This window comes from Stenotrophomonas sp. 59, assembly GCF_030291095.1.
GTDB classification, from domain to species: domain Bacteria; phylum Pseudomonadota; class Gammaproteobacteria; order Xanthomonadales; family Xanthomonadaceae; genus Stenotrophomonas; species Stenotrophomonas maltophilia_Q.
Map to the genome: position 1 here is coordinate 2028016 of NZ_CP127408.1, position 18583 is coordinate 2046598.

The window sequence follows — 18583 nt, forward strand, 5'->3', positions numbered from 1 at the left end:
ACCCACCTCTGCAATGCAGCCAAGCATGGCTCGGCTCTACAATAGGGAGTCTTCTTCTCTCCCGGACCGTCCCATGAAACTGCCTGCCGCCTGGCTGTGCTGCCTGTTGCTGACCTCGCCGGCCTGGGCCGCGGACACCGTGGTCACCGGCAAGGTCTATCTGGAGCGCGACGGCAAGCCGGGCCGCGGTGCCACCGATCCGGGCCTGGCCGGGGTGCAGGTCTCCAACGGCGAGACCATCGTCAAGACCGCTGCCGATGGCAGTTACAGCCTGCCGGTGCGCGACGGCCAGACCGTGTTCGTGATCAAGCCCGATGCCTATGCCTTCCTGAAGGCGGCCGACGGCCTGCCGTCGTTCTGGCGCCACTACCGTCCGAACGGCTCGCCGGCGCTGAAGTACGGTGGCATCGCCGCCACCGGCGATGTCACCCGCAACTGGGATTTCGCTCTGCAGCCGGACCGCCATGACAGCCGCCGCGGCTTCCAGATGCTGGTGTTCACCGATTCGCAGACTGCCAGCCTGAAGGACATCGGCTACTACCAGCAGTCGATCGTGGCGCCGCTGGTCGGCCAGACCAGGGCGCGCCTGGGTACCACGCTGGGCGACATCGTCAACGACGACCTCACCCTGTATCCGGCGATCAACAAGGTCACCACGTCGCTGGGCGTGCCGTGGTTCCATGTGCCGGGCAACCACGACCTCGACTTCGATGCAGCCAGCGACGACCATTCGCTGGACAGCTGGCGCAACATCTATGGCCCGGACACCTACGCGGTGGAAGAGGGCGGCGCCAGCTTCGTATTCCTCGACGACGTGGTGTACGACCCCAGGGCCAGGCCGAAGTATGTCGGCGGCCTGCGCGAAGACCAGTTCGCCTTCCTCGCCAGCTATCTGAAGGGCCTGCACAAGGACCGCCTGCTGGTACTGGGCATGCACATTCCGCTGTTCGATGCGGCGCCAGGGCGCGAGACCTTCCGTCATGCCGACCGCCAGCGCCTGTTCGACCTGCTCAAGGACTTCCGCAACGTGCTGGTGCTCAGCGGCCACAGCCACACCCAGCAGCACGTCTATCACGGCAAGGCCGAGGGCTGGAACGGCGACAAGCCGCTGCACGAATACAATGTCGGTGCCAACTGCGGTGCATTCTGGTCCGGGGTGAAGGATGCCGCCGGCGTGCCGGACAGCACCATGAGCGATGGCACGCCAAAGGGCTATGCGCTGCTGGATGTCGCCGGCAATGGCAGCTACAAACTGCAGTACCGCGTGGCCGGCAGGCCAGCCAGCGAACAGATCGGCCTGCATGCACCGAAGGTGCTCCGCCAGGGCGCCTACCCGGCATGGGGCATCTATGCCAACGTCTACATGGGCGAGGATGCCAGCGTGGTCGAGTACCGCGTCGACGGCGGCGCCTGGCAGCCGATGAAGCAGGTCAGCCAGCCGGACCCGCGCCTGATGGTGGAGAACGTGGCCGACGATATGGCAAACAGCCTGCGTGGCTACGATCGTTCGCCGGAGGCCACCGCATCGCCTCACCTGTGGCGTGGCGCACTGCCGACCGATCTGGCGGTGGGCAGCCACAAGGTCGAGGTACGCTCCACCCAGCCCGATGGCGCAGTGTTCACTGCCACCACCAGCTACAGCCTGCAGACTGCCCAGCCCTGATACGCCGCAAGGCCTCTCCAGCGAAAGGACCCCGCATGGATATCCGCTTCATGGCCGGCACTACGCCGGTGACCCTCAGCCGCCACTGGTTCACCGGCGCGATGCTGCTGCAGAGCGCCACCGAGAAGGTCTGGGTGCAGCACCCGCTGCATCCGGGCACCCACTTCTCGTTCTCGCTGGTACAGTCGTGGCTGCGCCACATTGCTGGCCATGAAGTGCTGGTGGAACGCACCCGGCCGCTGCTGTTCGCCGGCTTCCGCCCGCAGCGCCTGCGCGTGCTGGTGGACGGCGTGCAGGTGGCCGAACAGGAAGGCATGTAGGCCAACCTGAACCACCGGCGTGCTAGGCAAAGCCGCCCCGATGCCTGAGAATCGGGGCGATTCAATCGATCCAAGCAGGCCAGCGTGACCATCGCAGCAGCGTCCCCGGTTTCCTCCGACTCCGCCCGCGGCGGTCTTCCGCGCCATCTGGTCGTCGCCGATGTCGGCGGCACCTTCGCCCGTTTGGCGTTGGCTGAAACGCAACCCGGCCAGGCGCCGCTGCTGGGCAGCCATCGCACCTACGCCTGCGCCGAGCATCCCAGCCTGGCGGCGATCCTTGCTGATTTCACCACTGGCCTCAGCCAGCCGGTGCAGACCGCCGTGGTGGCCATCGCCGGCCTGCTCGATGGCGATGTGCTGATCAATTCCAACCTGCCGTGGACCGTATCGCTGTCGGCCACCCGCGCGCAGTCCGGGCTGCGCGAGCTGCAGCTGATCAATGATTTCGAGGCGGTGGCACTGGCCATCCCGTACCTGCAGCGCGAGACGCTGGTGCCACTGAACGGCGACGCCGATCCGGCGCAGGCGTTCCCGGCGCTGGTGCTGGGCGCGGGCACCGGCCTGGGCGCCGCGCTGCGTTTCGCCGATGGCGAGCGCCCGGTGCTGGCCAGCGAGATCGGCCATGCCGCGCTTGGCGCCGGCAACGCGCTGGAACTGCAGGTGCTGGGCAAGCTGCTTCAGCGCTGGGCGCACGTGGACAACGAGCGCGTGCTTTCCGGCAGCGGCCTGATGAACCTGTATCCGTGCCTGTGCGAACTGCGTGGCGTCACCCCGGTGTGGTCCAGCACCGAGGCGCTGATCGGCGCCGCCCGCAGCGGCGAGGATGCGCTGGCGGTGGAGACGCTGCAGGTGTTCTGCGCCTGGCTGGGCAGCCTGGCCGGTGACGCGGCGATCGCCGTCGGCGCACGCTCGGTGTACCTGGCCGGCGGCATTTCCGCGCACGTGCAGGATTTCCTGGCCGATGGCCGTTTCCGTGAGCGCTTCCTCAACAAGGGCGTGCTGACCGAGGTGCTGCGCCAGGTGCCGGTATGGCGGGTGGAGCATGGCCAGCTGGGGGTGCTGGGCGCAGCGGTCTGGCACGCCGCACGGCAGCCCGCGCACGACTGATCGCTGCGACCGGCATCGTGCCGGCCGCACATTGCAGACTGGGAGGGGAAGATGGTGGATCGCAGGCAGTTCCTGCAGGCCGGAGCACTGGCTGCAGGCATGGCAGCATTACCGGGCGTACACGCGCGCGCGCAGGGTGGAGCCAAGGTGGTTTCGACCTGGGACTTCGGCGTGCCGGCCAACCAGGCTGCGTGGAAAGTACTGGCGCAAGGTGGCAGCGCGCTGGATGCGGTGGAAGCCGGTGCGCGCTGGGCCGAGAGCGAACTGTGCAATCCCACCGTCGGTCATTGCGGCAACCCGGATCGCGACGGCGTACTGAGCCTGGATGCCAGCATCATGGATGGTGATGGCCGCTGTGGCGCGGTGGCCGCGCTGGTCGACATCCTGCATCCGGTGTCGGTGGCCCGCAAAGTGATGGAGAACAGCCCGCATGTGCTGCTGGTGGGCGAGGGCGCACAGCAGTTTGCCGTGCAGCAGGGCTTCGAACGCCAGCGCCTGCTGACACCGCAGGCCGAAGCGGCTTGGCGCGAGTGGCTGAAGACCGAGAAGTACCAGCCGCAGATCAATGCCGAGCGCCGTGGCATCCCCGGCAACAGCGACAACCACGACACCATCGGCATGCTGGCGCTGGATGCCAAGGGCCATCTGGCCGGTGCCTGCACCACCAGCGGCATGGCCTGGAAGCTGCACGGCCGGGTCGGCGACAGTCCGATCATCGGTGCCGGCCTGTATGTCGACAACGAAGTGGGTGCGGCCACCGCCTCTGGCGTAGGTGAGGAGATGATCCGCAACGCCGCTTCGTTCCTGGTGGTCGAGCTGATGCGCCAGGGGCGCTCGCCGGCGCAGGCTTGTCGCGAGGCGATCGACCGTGTGGTGCGCAAGCGCCCGGAAGCGAGCAGAACGCTGCAGGTGTGCTTCCTGGCCATGAACAAGCAGGGCGAGGTGGGCGCGTACGCGTTGCACCGCGGTTTCGTCTACGCGGTGTGTGATGCGCAGCGCCAGGATGACCTGCGCGACTCGCCGTCGATCTACACGAGCACGCAGGCGTGAGCACGCGGCGCACCCTGGAGATCGCCAGCAACTCGCTGGCCTCGGCGTTGGCCGCACAGGCCGGCGGCGCCGACCGCATCGAGCTGTTCGACAACCTGGCCGAGGGCGGCACCACGCCGTCGTTCGCCAGCATCGCCATCGCCCGCGAACGCCTGTCGATTCCGCTGTTCGTGCTGGTGCGCCCGCGCCCGGGTGATTTCCACTACGACGCGCTGGAAACCGAACTGATGCTGCGTGACATCGCGCAATGCCGTGCCCTCGGCTGCGATGGCGTTGTGATCGGCGCACTGGATGTGCAGGGCAACATCGATCTGCCGCTGTGCCGCGAACTGGTGCAGGCCGCCGGGCCGTTGCAGGTGACCTTCCACCGCGCCTTCGATGCCGCCCGCGACCTTCCTGCCGCACTGGAGCAGGTGATCGGGCTGGGATGCCAACGGGTATTGACCTCGGGGGGCCAGGCAAGCGCCGAGGCCGGTGCCGAGGTGCTGGCGGGCCTGGTCACCCAGGCGGAGGCGCGCATCACGGTGATGGCTGGTGCCGGACTGGGCCCGGCCAACATTGCCACGGTCGCGCGGAAGAGTGGCTGCAGCGAACTGCACGCCTCGGCCAAGGGCCTGCGGCGCTCGGCCATGCAGTTCCAGAATCCGGCCCTGCGCGGCCTGGACCCGGACTGGAGCCAGACCGCCACCGCCACCGTGGCCGCACTGCGGCAGGCGCTGGACGGCTGATTGCAGGCGCGGGGTCGGATCCCTTCGCAGAAGGGCTCCGACCCCGACCGCGCACGCAATTGGGTCAGAGCCCTTCTGCGAAGGGATCTGACCCCTGCAGCAGGCTTGCCGCGGACAAAACCGTTCCGCGCGTGATTGTCGCAATCGTGTCATGCATTCCTGCGCTGTTCTCTCAGCCATAGTCCGCAACCCATTGATTGCTCTCGATACCGGTAGCCAATAACGGCACGCCGTCACCGGTTTGTGCGTCGCCGCATGCCGGGCATGGTTCAGCTGTGCTTTAGTTTGGATCGATCCACAGGGGAGGGCGCCGCGACGGTCTTGAACCGATCCAGGCGCCCGGATCAGCCGTAGTGCCGCGCCACCACCCGTCCGTGCGTCCACACTTTCGAAGAGCAACCACCCATGGCTCAGATCGTCCGCAAGCGTCGTCACCTGCTGTCCCAGGCCCTGGTCCTGGCCCTGCTTCCCCTGGCTGCCAATGCGCAGGAAACCTCAAGCTCGTCCACCAAGGATCTCGACGCGGTCACCGTGACCGGCTCGCGCATCAAGCGCGCCAGCGTCGAAGGGCCGGCGCCGGTCAATGTGATCACCGCCGCGCAGATCCAGAAGGAAGGCTTCGTCAGCGTGTACGACGCGCTGAAGACGCTGACCGAAGCGACCGGCACCGTCGAGGCGGCCTCGCAATGGGGCTCGCACACACCCAACGCCAGCGGCCTGAACCTGCGCGGCATGGGGCCGAACCGCTCGCTGCTGCTGGTCAATGGTCGTCGTGTGGCCGACTACCCGCTGCCGTACGGCGGCGAGACCAACTTCTCCAACTACGGCAACATTCCGGCTGCTGCGGTGGAACGCATCGAAGTACTGACCGGAGGCGCCTCGGCCATCTACGGTTCCGATGCGATTGCCGGTGTGGTCAACGTCATCCTGAAGACGAACTACGACGGTGATGAAGTGCGCGTACGCGGCGGCACGTCCACCGAAGGCGGCCGTGATACCTGGGATCTGTCCTGGGCCGGTGGCAAGACCGGTGACAACTGGAGCGTGACCTACGCGCTGCAGTACACCAAGCGCGATCCGTTGTTCGGCCGTGACCGCCCGCAGATGGACGACGCAGACGATGCGCCGTACCCGTCCTGGAACATGGAACAGCGCAAGGTCGGCTTCCGTCCGACTGCCGGCCTGGCGCTGATCGATCCGAGCAATGGCCAGCGCCTGGCGCCACCTGCCGGCACCTGCGAGAAGTTCAACGGCGAGTACTACACGGCCGACCGGCTGGTCTACAACTACGCTGCCAACACCGTCACCAACACCGGCCGCCTGTGCGGCATGAGCGCCGACTACGCCAACTGGCTGCTCACCGGCGGTGCCGAGAACGTGTCCGGCAACCTCTATGCCACCTTTGATTTCAGCACCGACCTGCAGGCCTGGACCAACCTGGCGGTGTACCGCTCGGAGGCGATATGGGGCACCAATCCACCCAGCGTGTCGCTGATCGACGATGACAACGGCTATTATTGGGATGCCAACCGCAACCGCCCGATCCTCGGCGTGCGCCAGTTCACGCCGAACGAGGTCGGCGGCCTGGATACGCTGCGCAACACCAATCGCGAACTGTCCTGGGACTGGAGCGCCGGCCTGCGCGGGCGCCTCGCCGACCGCTTCGACTGGAGCGCAACGGTCGGGCGTTCGTACTACCGTGTGGAAGAGCGGCAGAACGTGGTCGACAAGCAGAAGTCGTACGACTACTTCCTCGGCCCGAAGCTGGGCACCACTGCCGATGGCGAGGCGATCTACGCGTTGAACGAATCGCGCTGGTGGAATCCGCTGACGCCGGACCAGTACTGGCAGATGGGTACGCTGGCGAAGAACCGCGCGACCTCCTGGGTCAACCAGGCGTCGGCGGACATCACCGGCGAACTGTTCCAGGGCTGGGCCGGACCCATCTCGTTCGCAGCCGTGGCCGAAGTCGCGCAGCAGGGCTACCACCTCAGTCCTGACCCACGCGCCGGCATCGACTTCGATCTGCAGAATGTCGACCGTGGTGGTGGCGAGCGCACCCGCTATTCGGCGGGCGTCGAGTTCAAGATCCCGCTGCTGGAGAGCGTGACCGCCACCGCGGCCGCGCGCTATGACCGTTATGGCGACTACAAGGCCGACGACAGCAGCGAAGCGCTGAACATCGGCAGCCAGAAGGAAACCACCTGGAATGTCGGCCTGGAATGGCGCCCGGTGGAATCGCTGCTGGTGCGCGGCTCGTATGCCACCAGCTTCCATGCGCCGGACATGCACTACCTGCTGGGCCAGCCAAGCAGCTCCGAAGTACAGACCTATGACCGCCTGCGCTGCATCCAGAGCGGCGCCTATCTGGTCAACAACTGCGGCGTCGGCAACACCGATGTCTGGTACACGTTCGATGTGAACCGCCGTGGCACGCCGCTGCTGCGCTCGGAAACCGGTGATTCGTGGACGGTCGGCTTCGTCTGGGACGTGCTGCCGAACCTGTCGGTCAGCGCCGACTACTGGGCGATCAAGCTGGAAGACATGATCGTCGACGTTGGCGCCGACGAGGTGCTGGCCAGCGAAGCGGGCTGCCTGACCGGCAAGAACATGGACGGTACGCCGTGGGCGAATCCGGCCGGTGGCGAGTACTGCGCCGGCATCCTGGCCCGCGTGAACCGTGACAGCAACGGGCGCCTGGTATCGATCGAGCGCGGCCCGTTCAACCTGGCCAGCCGCGAGGTGCGTGGCATCGACCTGACCGCACGCTATCGCCTGGACACCGCGCAGTGGGGCAGCTTCCAGCTGGGCCTGAACTACACCAACCAGATTTCCACAAAGGAACAGCGCTACGCCAACGACCCGAATCCGGAGCGGCGCGATCGTGACCTGCGCAGCAAGCTGCGCGCGAGCCTGGCCTGGCAGCGTGGCAACTGGAACGCCAATGTCTACGCCGACCGCGTCGGCTCGGTGCCGGGCGTGCGCTACCACTGGGGCACCGACCGCCTGGACAACCCCGGCGGCTGCCTGCCGTTCGCCGATGGCTACGTGCCCAGCGACAGCCCGTCGCTGAACTGCCTGGAGCCGGCGACGCGTCCGGATGGCTCGCCCAACCCGAACCCGAATGCGGGCCAGCAGACCGCCCGCTATTTCGGCCGGGTCGGGCCGTTCATCACCTGGAACTTCAACGTGGGCTACCAGGTGACCGAACACGCGAAGGTGAACGTGTACGTCAACAACGCGTTCAACTCGGCCAGCTGGAACCACAAGGATCCGTACAAGCTGGACTACGACTTCGCCCCGACCCGCCTGCTGGGCGCGGTGGGCCGTGAGTTCGCGCTGGAGTACGTGTTCACCTTCTGAGGCGGGTTGCAGGCGGTACGCCGGGCATGGCCCGGCGCTACCGCTTGGTCCCGGGGCGGCTGGATTTGACCTTCCCACGATGGCAAGGTTTAGCCTGTCCGCATCCAGAAGGAACCCCGGGAATCCGATCATGAGCACGCCGCGCGCTACTGCAGTCCCCGCCAGCCCCTCCACCATCAGCCTTCCCATCGAGGGCATGACCTGTGCCAGCTGTGTCGGCCGGGTCGAAGCAGCGCTGTCCAAGGTCGAGGGCGTCGGCAGTGTCTCTGTGAACCTCGCCACCGAGCGCGCGGACATCCGGCCCTCCGGTCCGGTTGATCGCGCGGCGCTGATCCAGGCGGTTGAACGGGTGGGCTACGACGTACCCGCCGCGACCGTTGAACTGGCGGTGGAGGGCATGACCTGCGCATCCTGCGTGGGTCGCGTGGAGCGCGCGCTGCTGGCGGTGCCCGGGGTCAGCCAGGCCAGCGTGAACCTGGCCACCGAGCGTGCCACCGTGCGCGGCGTGGCTGATACGGCCGCCCTGGTGGCGGCCATCGACAAGGTCGGCTATGCCGCCCGCCCGATCGAGGCCGGTGTGCAGTCCGATGATGAAGCCGCTGAAAAGAAGGATGCCGAGCGCGCCGAACTGAAACGCGACCTGATCGTGGCGTCCGCGCTGGCGCTGCCGGTGTTCGTGCTGGAGATGGGTTCGCACCTGATTCCCGGCATGCACGAATGGGTGATGGCCAACATCGGCATGCAGACCAGCTGGTATCTGCAGTTCGCACTGACCCTCCTGGTGCTGGCCATCCCCGGTCGCCGTTTCTACCAGAAGGGTTTCCCGGCGCTGCTGCGGCTTGCGCCGGACATGAATTCGCTGGTGGCGGTGGGCACCGCCGCAGCGTTCGGTTATTCGGTGGTGGCGACCTTTGCACCGCGGCTGTTGCCGCCGGGCACGGTGAACGTCTACTACGAAGCGGCAGCGGTGATCGTTGCGCTGATCCTGCTCGGCCGCTTCCTCGAAGCCCGGGCCAAGGGCCGCACCTCCGAAGCGATCAAGCGCCTGGTCAACCTGCAGGCCAAGGTCGCCCACGTGATCCGTGACGGCCGCGCAGTCGATATCCCGGTCAATGAAGTGCAGAGCGGCGACGTGGTGGAAGTGCGGCCGGGCGAGCGCGTGCCGGTCGACGGCGAGGTGGTTGAAGGCCGCAGCTACATCGATGAATCGATGATCAGCGGCGAGCCGATTCCGGTCGAGAAGCAGCCGGGCAGCGGTGTGGTGGGCGGTACGGTCAACCAGAAGGGCGCACTGACGGTACGTGCCACGGCGGTGGGCGCGCAGACCATGCTGGCGCAGATCATCCGCATGGTCGAACAGGCGCAGGGCTCGAAGCTGCCGATCCAGGCGGTGGTCGACAAGGTCACGTTGTGGTTCGTGCCGGCGGTGATGCTGGCTGCGCTGGCGACCTTCCTGGTCTGGTTGATCTTCGGCCCGTCACCGGCGCTGAGCTTCGCGCTGGTCAATGCGGTGGCGGTGCTGATCATTGCCTGCCCGTGCGCGATGGGCCTGGCCACGCCGACCTCGATCATGGTCGGGACCGGTCGTGGCGCCGAACTGGGCGTGTTGTTCCGCAAGGGCGAGGCGCTGCAGCTGTTGAAGGATGCGCAGGTGGTGGCGGTGGACAAGACCGGTACGCTGACCGAGGGTCGCCCGCGCTTGACCGATCTGGAGATCGCCGACGGCTTTGATCACGGTACGGTGCTGGCAGCGGTGGCGGCAGTGGAGTCGCGCTCGGAGCATCCGATTGCCCGCGCCATCGTTGACGCGGCTGCCGAGCAGGGCATGGCGCTGCCGGCGATGGCCGATTTCGAATCGGTCACCGGCATGGGCGTGCGTGCCAGCGTTGATGGCGCGCGCGTGGAGGTTGGTGCTGATCGATTCATGCGTGAGCTCGGCGTCGACATCGGCCCGTTCGCTGAACTGGCCAGCCAGCTTGGAACGCAGGGCAAGTCGCCGCTGTATGCCGCCATCGACGGCTGCCTGGCCGCGATCATCGCGGTGTCCGATCCGATCAAGCCGAGCACGCCGGCCGCGATCGCGGCGCTGCACCAGCTTGGCCTGAAGGTGGCGATGATCACCGGCGACAATGCGGGTACCGCGCAGGCGATCGCGCGGCAGCTGGGCATCGACGAGGTGGTGGCCGAGGTGCTGCCGGAAGGCAAGGTTGAAGCAGTGCGCCGGCTGAAGGCCGCGCATGGCCATGTCGCGTTCGTCGGCGATGGCATCAACGATGCGCCGGCGTTGGCCGAGGCCGATGTCGGCCTGGCCATCGGCACCGGTACCGATATCGCGGTGGAATCGGCCGACGTGGTGCTGATGTCAGGCAACCTGCAGGGCGTGCCGAATGCCATCGCGCTGTCGAAGGCGACGCTGGGCAACATCCGCCAGAACCTGTTCTGGGCCTTCGCCTACAACACCGCGTTGATCCCGGTGGCGGCCGGCGTGCTGTACCCGGTCTGGGGCGTGCTGCTGTCGCCGGTGTTCGCGGCCGGTGCAATGGCACTGTCCAGCGTGTTCGTGCTGGGCAACGCGCTGCGCCTGCGCCGTTTCCAGCCACCGATGGCGGATGCCCCCGCAGCGACTCATTGAAGGAGATCCGTATGAACATCGGCGAAGCCGCCAAGGCCTCCAGCGTGTCGGCGAAGATGATCCGCTACTACGAACAGATCGGCCTGATTCCTGCGGCCGATCGCACCGAGTCGGGTTACCGGGCGTACTCGCAGGCGGACATCCACCGCCTGCGTTTCATCCGCCGCGCACGCGATCTCGGCTTCCAGGTTGCCGAAATCACCGACCTGCTGGGCCTCTGGAACGACACCTCGCGGCACAGTGCCGACGTGAAGCGCCTGGCAGAACAGCACATCGTCGATCTGGAGCAGCGCATCGAGAGCATGCGGCAGATGGCCGACACGCTGAAGTCGTTGATCAGTTGCTGCGCGGGCGACGAGCGCCCGGAATGCCCGATCCTGCAGCGGCTGGGCGAGGATGACGAAATAGAGTCACCGGTTGATGCTCCGAAGACCGGTGCGGTGCGGCGCCGTCCACACAAGCACTGAGCCGCTGTCGCGCACATGAAAAAGCCCGCCCGATGCGGTTGCACCGGGCGGGCTTTGTTGTTGAAGCGAGGCTGCGGATCAGGCGGTGCGCGGCGGGAACCCGGCATCGTTCACCGCGGCGAAGACATCTTCCTGTGATGCGGTGGTCTGCACCTTGACCAGGCCGGTCGGCGGGTCGGCGACCACGCTGGCATTGGGATCGATCTGCTGGATTGCACGGGTCACGCTGCGTGCGCAGCTGCCGCAGGTCATGCCGTCAACATGGAATTCCATCTGTAGCTCCTTCTGTGCTCTTGGGTGGAGCCAGTGTGCACCTTCCAACGATGGCAGGGTCAAGCGCCGGACTGAACGCCGGGCATATCGGAGCCAATGAAAACGGCAGCCACCTGTACCAGCGCGGCTGCCGTGGAGGAATGGCCCCGCGCGGAGCGGGGCGGGGCAATGCCGGGCAGGACCCGGCAAGCCCGGTCGGGCCTTAGAACTTCCAGGTCAGGCCGACGTAGTACTGGCGGCCCGAGTAGGTGTTGGACAGCAGGCGCGCCTTGGTGTCGTTGCCCAGGTGCACGCGCTGCTCGGACTTGGTGACGTTGAGCACCGAAGCGGTCAGTGCCAGGTCCTCGCGGATGTTGTACGCCGCGTTCAGATCCAGCTGGTCGTACGGCTCGGAATAGGAGCTGAAGCCGTTGTTGAGGCCACCGACCACCACGCCGCGACGGTTGTACGAGGCGCGTGCCAGGAACTTCTCGTTCTCGTAGAACATGGTGAAGTTGGCCTGGTTCTTGGCACTGCCCACCAGCGGCGAGGAACCGATCTGTTCGCCGTTGATCTCCACCGAGGCCATGTTGGTGTCGTTGTAGGTGTAGTTGGCCTGGAAGCCGAGACCGAAGTCCAGGGTGTACTGGCCGTAGATTTCCACGCCCTGCGACACGCCGTCACGGCCGTTGGCCTGGGTCTCGTACTTCTGCACGGTCACGTTCTGGCCGCCGACGTTCATCTGCTGGTCGCGCACCACCGGCACGGTGAAGTTCTTGACGTCCTTGCGGAACACGCCCACACCCGCCACGGCACCCGGCTTGAAGTACCACTCCAGGCTCAGGTCGTACTGGGTGGCCTTGAACGGTTCCAGCTCCTTGTTGCTGCCCGAGCCATACCAGCCGGGGTTGGTGGCACCACCGGCCACGCGACGGTCGTTGCTGTACTCATCGGAGTAGTAGCTCAGGCCGCCCGGGTAGGCGATGTTGGTGTAGCTGGGGCGGGCGATGACCTTCGACGCAGCACCGCGCAGCACCAGCGAATCGGTGATGTCCCAGGCGATGTTGAAGCTCGGCAGGATGTCGGTGTAGGTCTTTTCCAGCGAGGACAGTTCGTAGGTCTTGGCGCGGGCCAGTGCATCCGGCAGGCGCACGAAACCGCTTTCGCAGCCATAGCCGCTGTTGGAGCCGAGCAGGGCAGCTGCCGACGGATCGGTGCAGGCCAGCGGCGAGCCGGCGGCGTTGTCGGCGAAATAGTCGTTGAAGCGTTCGACAGAATCGCTGGAGGCGGCGTGCTGCTTGGTCCGTGCCACGCGCACGCCGATGTTGCCGCGCAGGCGCTCGGTGCGGAAGTTGGCCTGGAAGTAGCCGGAGTACACCTTTTCCTGCACGTCGTAGACGAAGTCGTCCTCGGTACGGTTCTGCACGCTGCCGTAGCGGTTGTTCAGGTAGTCGATGTAGGCCGGGTAGTTGATGCCCGGGAACACATTGGCGTTGAACCCACCGGCGATGTTGTCCATCGGCTTCGACAGGAAGAAGCCGGGCTGGGCGATGCCGGCGGTCGAATCACAACCCGCCTGGTAACGCTTGCTGTAATCGCTCGGGTCGGCCCCCTGGCAGACCCAGTAGGTGTTGCCGGTATTGCGGTGGACCTTGCCATCGCTGTACTTGGCGCCGAACTGGATCGAATCCAGCCAGCCGGCCTCGAACAGCTTGGTGACGTCAGCCTGGAAGTGGTTCTGCTTGACCTCGGTGCGCTTCCACGACGAATCGGTCGAGCCGGTGTCCACTTCGGCGATGCCGTTCATCAGCTGCTGCTGCAGGTCGGGCGAGAAGTTCACCGACGGCGTGCCGGTCAGGTCCCACGCGCTGTAGGTGTTGCCGGCCTGCCACTGGCCGTTGACCTGGCGGCGCGGCTTGGCCGACATGCGGAAGTTCATCGACGGGCCGCCTTCGGACCACGTCCGGCCACCGGCGAAGCTGGCCTTCCACAACGGGCTGATGTCCCAGTCGATGGTCAGGTCCGCGGTCTGCGACAGCGCCTTTTCCTTGCTGTAGGTGCCGGTCAGCTGCGGGGTGGGGATGGTGCAGTCATCCGGGCCCCAGCCGCCTGGACGCAGGCCGGCGGCGGCGGCCTGGTCTTCGCTGCAGATGTAGTTGCGACCCGGCTGCATCTGGTACTGCGCGCCGGTCACGATGGTGCCACTGGGGTCCATGGTGAAGCCGTTGAGCATGCGGCCGCCTTCCCAGTTGCCGTCGCCGGCCACGCGCGCGAGGTTCCATTCCGGAACCTTCAGCATGTTCTGGGTGTAGTTGCCCTGCAGTTCGAAGCGGAAGTAGTTCGCCGTCATCGTGACGTTGTCGAGCGGCTTGAACTGGAACGTCAGCTGGCCGCCGGTGCGCTCGCGGCGCTCGTCACGCACGGCGAAGTTGACCGACGTCGGCATGAAGAAGCCGGAGTAGTGGCCACCATTCTGGTTGTAGATGCCCGAGCGGCCCCAGAACTGGGAGGCGTCCGGCAAGGCGTTGCCGTACACGTCGACGGCCGGATTGCGCGTGCGGCCCGCGGCGTTCCAGACGTAGTCATGGATGACGCCGCCGTTGGCATCGACACGGTCGCTGTACCACTGCCAGTCTTCGGTACTGACTTCCATGCTGCGGTTGGTGCGGACCTGCTTGGTCGCACCGATCAGCAGGCCGAAGCGCTCGTCCTTGCTGTGCCAGGAGTACATCGCCGATGCCTGCGGGTCGACACCACTGCTGGTGTCCGACGAGGTGCCTTCGATCGAGGCGAAGCCGGAGTTGGCTTCCATGTCCAGCGGACGGCGAGTGCGCAGGATCACGGTGCCGCCGATGCCGCCTTCGTCGATGCGCGCTTCCGGCGTCTTGTACAGCTCGGCTGCCGACAGCATGTTCGATGGCAGCAGGGTGTAGTTGAACGAACGCGAGGCCTCGTCATTGGTTTCCGAGGTGGCGACGTAGTTGCCGTTCAACTGGGTCAGGGTCAGGTCCGAGGCCAGGCCGCGCACGCTGACGTTCTTACCCTCGCCACCGCTGCGGGTGATGATCACGCCAGGCACGCGCTGCAGTGCGTCGGCCACGTTCTTGTCGGGGAACTTGCCGACGTCCTCAGCGGTGATCACTTCGACCACGGCATTGGCGTCGCGCTTCTGCTCAAGGCTCTTTTCGATGGCGTAGCGGTAGCCGGTGACCTGGACGCTGTCCAGGTTGGTGGCTTCCTGCGAGCCGGTGGACGTTGCCTGCTGCGCGGCGGCGCCGGCCGGAACGACGGCGGCGGCCAGGGCCAGCGCGATGGCCAGCGACAATGCGTCCTGGCCATGCGTACGTGTTGAATGCTTCATTCCCATCTCTCCCTCTCTCCTGGATTGATCCGGTGACGTGGCACGGACAACTTGAATCGATCTAATTTGAAGTGACATTGTCGCTATCGCCATGCAGTGGCAGTAGCACCGTGCGCGTGGCCTGGTACGTCCTGTTGCTGCTCCCCCAACTCCCGGCCATCGCAATGTCGGCTTGGATCGATCTAAGCGATGGGCGGGCGTTTTTTAGCATGGGTCGCCCGTGGGCGCATGCTGCTGCGCAATATGGTACTGGCGTGGCGAAGGGATGACGGTTTGCTGAAAACAGTGGAAACGTTTTCGTGCGCAGGAGAGGGTGGGTCGGCAGGGCTGCGCCCTGCACCTGCAGAAGCCTTCAAGCCAGAGCAACGTCAAAGGCAACAGCCGGCTCTGGGGTGTCTGCTGGTTGGGCGGGGCGGTGTGGGCTTGCAGGACACGCCGTAAACCCCCAGACCGGCCCAGCCGCTGGCGGCTGGGCGTTCGGGCGCTTGCGAAGCAGTGCTTCGCAAGCAAAGCGCCCTCACCCCTGGGGGCTCGATGGCGCCATCCATGGCGCCAACGGTCCTGCCAGCCCACACCGCCCCGCCTTCGACAGTCTCCCGGTGACGGTTGGATTGATCCTGGAACAACATGGGGTCGTGGGGTCAGATCCGTTTTCCTTTGGAAAACGGATCTGACCCCGATTGATTTCGTTATCTGTCAGAGATTCATCCACGCATGGCGTGGATCCACAGACCGCAGAGATCTGTCGAAGGCGGGGTGGGTCCGGTTGCGGGGGGGGGGCCGCGGCATGGATGCCGCGGCCAAGCCCCCAGGGACGGGTTTACGGCGTCCCCCGCAACCGGACCCACCCCGACTCCCCACAGGAAACCGGCTTCTGCTGTTGCTGTCGGTCCAGCTCGTAGCAGGTGCAGGGCGCAGCCCTGCCGAACACCCCCTCTCATGCTGCGCCGCAGAATGCATTCGGCTGAACCTGCATGCTCTACTTGAATCGATCTAAATTCACGGTCGAATGGGTCGGGCGTCATTCCAGGGGGAGCTCTCTGCCGGTCACGGCGGGGCTCAGCGGAACGGTGCCGGAAGGCCCCGGCCGTCTGCCTCCGCATCATCGACTACAGGAACCCGACATGCGTCCAGTGCCGTCCGCTCCCGCCGTCCCATCGACCTCGCGCCCGTTGGCGCGCCTGGCCTGCCTGCTGGCGCTTTCGGCCGTGCCGATGCTGCTGCAGGCGGCACCGGCGGCGCTGGAGCGTGAGGTCAACACCTTCATCGGCAGCAAGGACGACGGCAATACCTTCCCGGGCGCGTCGGCACCGTTCGGCCTGATCCAGGTCAGCCCGATCGGCAGCCACTATTCCGGCTGGCGCTACGACGACGAGAAGATCCGAGGCTTCGGCCACTCCTTCATCTCCGGCGCGGGCTGCTGGGAGCAGGGCGGGCAGGTATCCATCCTGCCGGTGACCGGGAGCATCGGCCCCGGCGGTGATTTCGATACCGGCAATGCCAAGCAGTTCGACCACAAGGCCTACGCCTCGAACTACACCCATGACGGCGAGATCGGCCAGGCCGGCTACTACAAGGTGCGCCTGACCAGTTACGGCGGCATCGATGCCGAGGCCACCGCGCGTACGCGCGCCGCGGCCGAGCGCTACACCTTCAGCCAGCGCCAAGGCGATGGCCACGTGCTGGTCAATGTCGGCCAGGCCAACGAGCGCCATTCGGTGATCGGCAGTGTGGTCGATGTGGTCGGCGACCGCGTGGTCGAAGGCAAGCTGGTGACCAAGAGCTTCTGTGGCGGCCACCAGTACACCACCTGGTTCCGCATCGAGTTCGACCGTCCGTTCAAGGCGCACGGTACCTGGGGTGAGGGCGGTGGCCTGCCGGGCGCGCGGCACAGCATGGAAGGCGAGCAGAAGCCCAATGGCGCCTGGCTCAGCTTCGATCTGGCCAAGGGCCAGTCGGTGACTGCGGTCAGCGCGATCTCGCACGTGGATGCCGAAGGCGCGCGCACCAACCTGCGCGCCGAGGGCATGCAGGGTGGGGCGCTGCTCGGTTTCGACCGCATGCGTGCGCTGTCGCAGCAGTCCTGGCGCGAGCAGCTGGGCCGGGTGCGCGTGCAGGGTGGCAACGCCGACGACCGCGCCGTGTTCTACAGCGCGGTCTACCACGCATTGCTGCAGCCGATGACCGGCAACGATGCGGACGGCCGCTATCGCGGCTACGACGATGGCATCCATCGCGCCGATGGCTGGACGTACTACGAGTACTTCTCGCTGTGGGATACCTACCGCGCGCAGAACCAGTGGCTGGCGCTGACCCGCCCGGACGTGGCACGCGATATCGGCCGCACGCTGCTGGCGATCGACGAGCAGGGCGGTTGGCTGCCGCGCTGGGGCTATGCCAACTTCGAGACCAACATCATGACCGGCGACCCGGTCACCCCGTTCATGGTCGACCTGTGGCGCTTCGGCGCGCTCAAGGGCCGTGAATCGCAGGCCTGGGACGCGCTGCGCCGCAATGCCTTCGGCACTCCGCCGCTGAACTCGCGCATGGCTGGCCGCTCCGGCAACCCGACCTACCTGGACAAGGGTTACGTGGTCTACGACCGTGCGTTCCCGTCCAAGGGCATGGACGTCGATCCGCACCACGGCGGTTCGGCGACGCTGGAATATGCGCTGGCCGACTGCGCGCTCTCGCAGATGGCCGATGGCCTTGGCCACGCGCAGGACGCGGCGACGCTGCGTGAGCGCGGCCGCAACTGGCGCAAGGTGTGGGACCCGCAGGTGCGCGATGCCGAGACCGGCTTCACCGGTTTCCCGCGCCCGCGTACCGAGGACGGCCAGTGGTACACCCCGGCCGATGGTCACTACAGCCCGCGTTCGCACCACGGTTTCCATGAGGGCACCGCGTGGCAGTACCAGTGGCTGGCGCAGCAGGACGTACCGGGCCTGGTCGAAGCGATGGATGGCCGCGAGCAGGCCGGTCGTCGCCTCGATGCCTTCTTCGCGATGGATGCGCTGCAGGCGGACCCGCTCAACGCTGCCCGCAAGGAGTGGGTGGTCGGGCCGTACAGCTACTACAACCAGTTCCGTTACAACCCGAACAACGAACCGGACCTGCACTCGCCGTGGCTGTACACGCTGATCGGCCAGCCGTGGAAGACCGCTGCCGTGGTGCGTGCCGCGCAGCAGCTGTTCACCAACGCCCCGAACGGCGTGACCGGCAACGACGACCTCGGCACGATGTCGGCCTGGTACCTGTTCAGTGCCATCGGCGTGTACCCGGCGGTGCCGGGCAGCGGCCAGTTCCTGCTGCACACGCCGCGCTTTGCCAAGGTGGAAGTGGACATGGGCAATGGCCGCACGCTGCGCATCGATGCGCCGGGCGCCGATGGCCGCCGCCTGCAGTACGTGCAGGGCGTGCAGGTCGATGGCCAGGCGCATGCACCGGTGTGGCTGGACTGGAACCGCCTGCAGCAGGGCCCGCGCCTGCACTTCGCGCTCGACGGGAAGGCGCCGGAGCAGGGCTGGGGCACGGCGGTGAAGGACCTGCCGGTGTCCTGGTGCGCGGCACCGGGCAGCCAGCTGCGCTGAGCCGGACTGTGCCGTTCGCGGTGACCCAGCGAACGGCACGGCACGACACG

General features: G+C 66.5%; 10 protein-coding genes and 1 pseudogene. 9 read left to right on the forward strand and 2 right to left on the reverse strand.

The genetic code is table 11. From position 1 onward, the window contains the following. Positions 1–73: 73 nt before the first annotated feature. The 8 genes from QP552_RS09545 to cueR all read left to right on the forward strand — a co-directional run bounded on the left by QP552_RS09545 (position 74) and on the right by cueR (position 11330). On the forward strand, positions 74–1663 hold the full coding sequence (locus QP552_RS09545; protein ID WP_286075745.1) for a calcineurin-like phosphoesterase family protein: 1590 nt from the start codon (positions 74–76) through the stop codon (positions 1661–1663). A gap of 35 nt (positions 1664–1698) precedes the next feature. Next, positions 1699–1983, forward strand: a complete 285-nt coding sequence (locus QP552_RS09550; RefSeq protein WP_005409434.1) for a hypothetical protein — start codon at positions 1699–1701, stop codon at positions 1981–1983. 84 nt (positions 1984–2067) lie between these two features. Further along, positions 2068–3090: a glucokinase gene (locus QP552_RS09555; RefSeq protein ID WP_106549691.1), complete on the forward strand. Its 1023-nt coding sequence runs from the start codon at positions 2068–2070 to the stop codon at positions 3088–3090. A 51-nt stretch (positions 3091–3141) separates the two neighbouring features. Continuing rightward, the gene (locus tag QP552_RS09560) at positions 3142–4140 is read left to right on the forward strand and encodes a N(4)-(beta-N-acetylglucosaminyl)-L-asparaginase (protein WP_286075746.1); all 999 of its coding nucleotides are present in this window, start codon (positions 3142–3144) and stop codon (positions 4138–4140) included. Continuing rightward, positions 4137–4868: a copper homeostasis protein CutC gene (locus QP552_RS09565; protein WP_286075747.1), complete on the forward strand. Its 732-nt coding sequence runs from the start codon at positions 4137–4139 to the stop codon at positions 4866–4868. The genes QP552_RS09560 and QP552_RS09565 overlap by 4 nt, the downstream gene beginning before the upstream one ends. A 405-nt stretch (positions 4869–5273) precedes the next feature. Further along, positions 5274–8231 (forward strand): TonB-dependent receptor, encoded by a 2958-nt coding sequence (locus tag QP552_RS09570; RefSeq protein WP_286075748.1) that lies wholly within the window; start codon positions 5274–5276, stop codon positions 8229–8231. Positions 8232–8361: 130 nt separating this feature from the next. After that, entirely contained in the window at positions 8362–10863 is a 2502-nt protein-coding gene (locus tag QP552_RS09575) for a heavy metal translocating P-type ATPase (RefSeq protein ID WP_286075750.1), read from the forward strand. A gap of 11 nt (positions 10864–10874) precedes the next feature. Further along, positions 10875–11330, forward strand: coding sequence for a Cu(I)-responsive transcriptional regulator (gene cueR, locus QP552_RS09580; RefSeq protein ID WP_106549696.1), 456 nt, complete (start codon positions 10875–10877; stop codon positions 11328–11330). 78 nt (positions 11331–11408) lie between these two features. Here the strand turns inward: cueR and QP552_RS09585 are convergent, their stop codons facing one another. Together QP552_RS09585 and QP552_RS09590 are read right to left on the reverse strand one after the other, a co-directional pair. Beyond that, a complete protein-coding gene (locus QP552_RS09585) occupies positions 11409–11603 on the reverse strand; it encodes a heavy-metal-associated domain-containing protein (protein ID WP_106549697.1) in 195 nt (64 codons plus the stop codon). 202 nt (positions 11604–11805) lie between these two features. Further along, complete coding sequence (locus tag QP552_RS09590) at positions 11806–14949, reverse strand: TonB-dependent receptor (RefSeq protein ID WP_111113092.1); 3144 nt, start codon at positions 14947–14949, stop codon at positions 11806–11808. Positions 14950–16193: 1244 nt separating this feature from the next. Here QP552_RS09590 and QP552_RS09595 point away from each other — a divergent pair. Next, positions 16194–18533, forward strand: a pseudogene (locus tag QP552_RS09595) (GH92 family glycosyl hydrolase); the annotation flags it as partial. Positions 18534–18583: the final 50 nt, after the last annotated feature.

Bases quoted from the DNA above. Each gene is read 5' to 3' on its own strand.
- QP552_RS09545 (WP_286075745.1), top strand. From the start codon at position 74: ATGAAACTGCCTGCCGCCTGGCTGTGCTGCCTGTTGCTGACCTCGCCG.
- QP552_RS09550 (WP_005409434.1), top strand. From the start codon at position 1,699: ATGGATATCCGCTTCATGGCCGGCACTACGCCGGTGACCCTCAGCCGC.
- QP552_RS09560 (WP_286075746.1), top strand. From the start codon at position 3,142: ATGGTGGATCGCAGGCAGTTCCTGCAGGCCGGAGCACTGGCTGCAGGC.
- QP552_RS09570 (WP_286075748.1), top strand. From the start codon at position 5,274: ATGGCTCAGATCGTCCGCAAGCGTCGTCACCTGCTGTCCCAGGCCCTG.
- QP552_RS09575 (WP_286075750.1), top strand. From the start codon at position 8,362: ATGAGCACGCCGCGCGCTACTGCAGTCCCCGCCAGCCCCTCCACCATC.
- cueR (WP_106549696.1), top strand. From the start codon at position 10,875: ATGAACATCGGCGAAGCCGCCAAGGCCTCCAGCGTGTCGGCGAAGATG.
- QP552_RS09585 (WP_106549697.1), bottom strand. From the start codon at position 11,603: ATGGAATTCCATGTTGACGGCATGACCTGCGGCAGCTGCGCACGCAGC.
- QP552_RS09590 (WP_111113092.1), bottom strand. From the start codon at position 14,949: ATGGGAATGAAGCATTCAACACGTACGCATGGCCAGGACGCATTGTCG.